Origin of the sequence: Rhodoferax sp., assembly GCF_037143375.1 — a bacterium.
In the GTDB taxonomy this organism is placed as follows: Bacteria; Pseudomonadota; Gammaproteobacteria; order Burkholderiales; family Burkholderiaceae_C; genus Rhodoferax.
The window spans coordinates 1-4,994 of the sequence record NZ_JBAWYV010000195.1; the positions used below are offsets into that span (position 1 = coordinate 1).

4 protein-coding genes are annotated in these 4,994 nt (G+C 55.3%); 2 read left to right on the forward strand and 2 right to left on the reverse strand.

What is annotated here, in order from left to right; genetic code table 11:
* Positions 1-1,371: energy-dependent translational throttle protein EttA (gene ettA, locus WCG50_RS17345; RefSeq protein WP_336900850.1), on the forward strand; the 1,371-nt coding region annotated here is incomplete at its 5' end.
* A 21-nt stretch (positions 1,372-1,392) separates the two neighbouring features.
* Complete coding sequence (locus tag WCG50_RS17350; protein WP_336900851.1) at positions 1,393-3,750, forward strand: DUF1631 family protein; 2,358 nt, start codon at positions 1,393-1,395, stop codon at positions 3,748-3,750.
* A 160-nt stretch (positions 3,751-3,910) separates the two neighbouring features.
* Here WCG50_RS17350 and WCG50_RS17355 read toward each other — a convergent pair whose 3' ends face one another.
* Together WCG50_RS17355 and WCG50_RS17360 are read right to left on the reverse strand one after the other, a co-directional pair.
* Complete coding sequence (locus WCG50_RS17355) at positions 3,911-4,654, reverse strand: amino acid ABC transporter ATP-binding protein (protein WP_336900852.1); 744 nt, start codon at positions 4,652-4,654, stop codon at positions 3,911-3,913.
* Positions 4,655-4,688: 34 nt separating this feature from the next.
* A partial coding sequence (locus tag WCG50_RS17360; protein ID WP_336900853.1) for an ABC transporter permease subunit occupies positions 4,689-4,994 on the reverse strand: 306 nt, incomplete at its 5' end.

Here is a 4,994-nt window from a genome sequence, read left to right on the forward strand (position 1 = left end):
TTCACAGCCAAAGCTCGCCTGGAAGAAATCTACGCCGCCTATGGCGAAGAAGACGCCGACTTTGACGCGCTGGCTGAAGAGCAGGCCAAGATGGAAGCCATCATCGGCAGCGCAGGCACCGATTCAGAGCACCAACTTGAGATCGCTGCTGACGCCCTGCGCCTGCCCCCGTGGGATGCCAAGGTCGGTTTGTTGTCCGGTGGTGAAAAGCGCCGCGTCGCCTTGTGCCGCCTGCTGCTGTCCAAACCAGACATGTTGCTGCTTGATGAGCCTACCAATCACTTGGATGCTGAATCGGTGGACTGGCTTGAGCAATTTCTCTCGCGCTACCCCGGTACTGTGGTTGCCATTACCCACGATCGCTACTTCCTGGATAACGCCGCCGAGTGGATTCTGGAACTCGACCGTGGCAACGGCATGCCTTACAAGGGGAACTACAGCGACTGGTTGCAACAGAAGCAGGAACGCCTGGTGATGGAGCAAAAGGGCGAAGAGTCCCGTGCTAAAGCGCTCAAGAAAGAGCTGGAATGGTCACGCCAGAACCCCAAAGCGCGCCAAGCCAAGAGCAAGGCCCGTCTGGCCCGCTTTGAAGAGTTGTCGGATTTTGAATACCAAAAACGCAACGAAACCAATGAGATTTTCATCCCCGTGGCCGACCGCCTGGGCCAGGAAGTCATTGAATTCACCAATGTGACCAAGTCCTTTGGCGACCGTGTGCTGATCGACAACCTGAGCTTCAAGGTCCCGCCGGGTGCCATCGTCGGCATCATCGGCCCCAACGGCGCTGGTAAATCCACCTTGTTCAAGATGATTGCTGGACGAGAGAAGCCTGATTCCGGCGAAGTCAAGATCGGTCAGACCGTCAAGATGGCCTTTGTGGACCAGAATCGTGACGACTTGGCTAATGAAAAAACCGTTTGGGAAGATGTCTCGGGCGGACTTGATATTCTGAACGTCGGCAAGTTCCAGATGGCCAGCCGCGCTTATTGCGGTCGTTTCAACTTCAACGGCGCGGACCAGCAAAAGCGCGTGGGCACCTTGTCCGGTGGTGAACGCGGTCGTTTGCACCTGGCCAAAACCCTGATTGCCGGCGGCAATGTGCTGATGCTCGATGAACCATCGAATGACCTGGATGTGGAAACCTTGCGTGCGTTGGAAGACGCCTTGCTGGAATTTGCGGGTTCGCTCATGGTGATTAGCCACGATCGCTGGTTCCTCGACCGTATTGCCACCCACATTCTGGCTTGCGAGGGCGACAGCCAGTGGACCTTCTTCGACGGTAATTACCAGGAGTACGAAGCCGACAAGAAGAAACGTCTGGGCGAAGAAGGTGCCAAACCCAAGCGCATGCGTTTCAAGGCTTTGAAGTAATTTTTACAAAGTGAATCGGCCATGAACAATCAATTTGTCGACGTGGCTGATCACTATCCAGCCTTTTATCAGGCCCTGCTGGCCCAAGCTGCGCAGGCGGGCGAATCCATCATGGGGGCCATGATTTCGACCGCCCGCAAATCGATTCAGGGCCGGGTCCCGCAAATGCGTGGTTTTGGTGAGCGGGATCACCTTGAACTAACCTTGATGCTGCTTGACAGCCATGCGACGGCCTTGTGCGAGAACTATCCGCAGGCCCTGCGCAAGGCATTCAAACAGGCATCACAACAAGTTGAGTCGGCGCCCGTGGTGCTGGCGATACATGATTTGCACTTCGACCAACTGGAGCTGATGGATTCTGATCAGGTCCACGTGAGTGTGGCGTTGGCTCGTTCTCAGCAATCTGTGATGCTGGCCGCCGAGGCCTCCTTGTCCGAACTCAATACCTATATTTGCGCGACGCTGGGCCTGAAGTCGGTGCAGACTGAACGCAACCCTTTGCGGCCAGAGATCTACGTTCGGGCGCTCCAGGAGGTGTTGGTGCAAACGAAGGTGCCCTCGCTGGTCCAGATGGACTGGTTGCAACACATGAGTGCAGCTCTGGGGCAGGAGCTGAGTCTGCTCTACACGGTCTTGTCGCAGGAGTTGCATCGCGAAGGTGTGACCCCTGCAGGCTATACCGTGATTCGTAGCTTTGATGGCGCCGGCCCATCTTCGGCCATAGGTGCTGATGTTGGATCGGCTGAGACTTTCTTTCAGCCGCGCGGTCAAGGAGGCCGTGAGCGTCAGGAAACCGTGTTGACATTGGACCGGCTGCGCCGTTTACTGGTGGGCGAGTTGGACCAGCGGCCACAACTCAAAGGGCTGGACGCCTTTGCTGCGCAGTTTTCCCGGGAGTTTGAGTTGGAGGGACATGACCCCATCAACACCGATTTTCAGTCGACCGTGCCCGCAGCGTTGGAAGCTTTGCAGGAAATGAAGCAGGTTGACCGATTGGTCGAACGCATCGACAAACGTCGCCATGGCACACCGGTCAATACCGTCGGACAAGCCCTGGGGCAAAGTGCGCGGGGGGCCATGAGAGATCAGATGCGCCGTGCTGCCAGTGGCCTGGGGCAAGCCTTGAGCCTGGAGGTGGTCTCCTTGATGGTGGAGAACATCGCACGTGATGCGCGCATGTTGGATCCGATCAAGGAGGTCATTAAAAATCTTGAGCCCGCACTCTTGAAACTGGCCTTGGTTGATCCCCGTTTTTTCAGCGACAAGCAGCACCCGGCTCGTCGTCTGTTGGAAGAGATCACGCACCGCAGTCTTGCTTTTGAAACGCCAGAGTCACAGGGTTTGACAGAATTTTTAGCACCATTGCAACAAACAGTGGGGTCCTTGTCAGAAGAGTCGATTGAAGATGCCGGGATTTTTGAACAAGTTCTCCAGCAATTGATTCAGGTATGGGATGCGGGCAAGCGGGCCAAACAACAAAGCCTTGAATTGGCGATGCAGGCTTTGCAGCAAGCCGAAAAGCGCAGTTTGGTGGCGGAAAAAGTAGCCAAGGAAATCCGCGCCAAGTCGACTGCTGCAACCGTTGATTCTGGTGTGCTGGATTTTTTGTGCGGACCCTGGGCCCAGGTTGTGGCGCATGCGCAAATGGCCAATCTCTCCGAGGCCATTGACCCTGGTCAGTACCGCGAGCTGATTGTTCCGTTGCTCTGGAGTGCGCAACCTGACCTGACGCGCAAAGATATCGCGAAACTCACCCGACTGGTGCCCAAGCTATTGGCCAAGTTGCGCGAAGGGCTTCATCTCATTGACTACCCGCCCGTGAAGACCAGCGTGTTCTTTGAGTTACTGATGAATCTTCAGCAGCAAGCCTTCAGGCCGCAAACCCCACTGATGGTGGCAGCCAAAACGCCTGTCTCGATCAATGGTTTGCTTCCCAGCTTGTTGCATGACGATGATCCTTGGTTGGCCCCGGAAGAAGCAAAAGCCTCCGGCTTCATGGAACTTCCAGAGGAGATCACTCAGCAACCCGGGTTGGCATCGGTTCATGCCGAATTGCAAGAAGCCTCCGTGTCATCGGAGTCGTTGATTGACATGCCGGTTGTTTTGTCCCCAGAAGTGGCGTTGCCCGTGGGTGCTTGGGTTGAGTTGATGGTCAATGGGGTTTGGGTTCGAACGCAACTCTCATGGGCCAGTCCGCATGGCACCTTGTTTTTGTTCACCAGTGCTTATGGCAGCACGCAGTCCATGTCCAAGCGCTCGCGTGACAAACTGATTGCGACCGGCACCATGCGGGTGGTATCCGGGCTGCCCGTGGTGCAAGGCGCGCTAGATGCTGTGGTGCAGGCCGCCATTCTCAATAGCCTGGACGTCAAGCCCTGAGCGGTTTGTTGCGAACCAGCTCTATGTGCTTCCGTAGGGCATAAAGTTCATCGGCGGATGACAGCGCGACAAAGATTTCTCCGGGTCGCGTTTCCAGTTGCTTAAGTTCGGCCTCTAGCCCCCGATCTTCTTGCCTAGCTAGCTATTAATTTTGTAGCAATTAATGGCCCAGGATTTTCGACAGGAAATCTTTGCTGCGCTCGTTTTGCGGGTTGTTGAAGAAGTCGTGCGGGTTGTTTTGTTCGACGATCTGGCCCTGGTCCATAAAAATCACGCGGTCGGCCACGGCCTTGGCAAAGCCCATTTCGTGTGTGACGCAGAGCATGGTGATGCCGCCGCTGGCCATCTCGATCATCACGTCCAGCACCTCTTTGATCATCTCGGGGTCCAGCGCAGAGGTGGGCTCGTCAAACAGCATGATCTTGGGTTTAAGACAGAGCGCCCTGGCAATCGCCACGCGCTGCTGCTGGCCGCCGGAGAGTTGCAGCGGGTATTTGCCCGCCTGTTCGGCAATGCGCACGCGTTTCAACTGGATCATGGCTTTTTCTTCGGCCTCTTTCTTGGGCATCTTGCCGACCCACATCGGGGACAGTGTCAGATTTTCCAGCACGGTGAGGTGCGGAAACAGGTTGAACTGCTGAAACACCATGCCGACTTTTTTGCGAATGTCATCGATGGCTTTTACGTCGTCGGTAACCTCCACGCCGTCCACATACAGGTGGCCTTGCTGGTGTTCTTCCAGTCGGTTGATGCAGCGAATGAGTGTGGATTTACCCGAGCCCGAGGGGCCGCAAATCACAATGCGCTCGCCCGCTTTGACGTTCAGGTCAATATCGCGCAACACATGAAAGTTGTTGCCGTACCACTTGTTGAGTTTGTCGAATTTGATGATGGGTTCTGACATGGTGAACTCTTGGAAATGTTATTTTGAAGAAGACTTAGCGTTGCTTGTTGCGATTGACCTGCTTTTCCACCCAGATGCTGTAGCGAGACATGGAGAAGCAAAAAACGAAATAAATCATGGCAATGAACAAGTAGCCTTCAATCTTGAAAGGCCGCCAGTCGGAGTCCGAATTCAAGGCCATCGACAAGGCGCCGGTGAGTTCGTACAAGCTCACGATGGTGACCAGCGAGGTGTCCTTGAAGGTCGAGATGAAATTGTTCATCAGGCTGGGCACCACCATGGCCAAGGCTTGTGGCAACACAATCTTGCCCTGGGTTTGCCAGTACGACAGCCCCAGGGT

What these genes read in the sequence shown, in the direction of transcription:
- WCG50_RS17350 (WP_336900851.1), top strand. Translation starts at nt 1,393, where the DNA reads ATGAACAATCAATTTGTCGACGTGGCTGATCACTATCCAGCCTTTTAT.
- WCG50_RS17355 (WP_336900852.1), bottom strand. Translation starts at nt 4,654, where the DNA reads ATGTCAGAACCCATCATCAAATTCGACAAACTCAACAAGTGGTACGGC.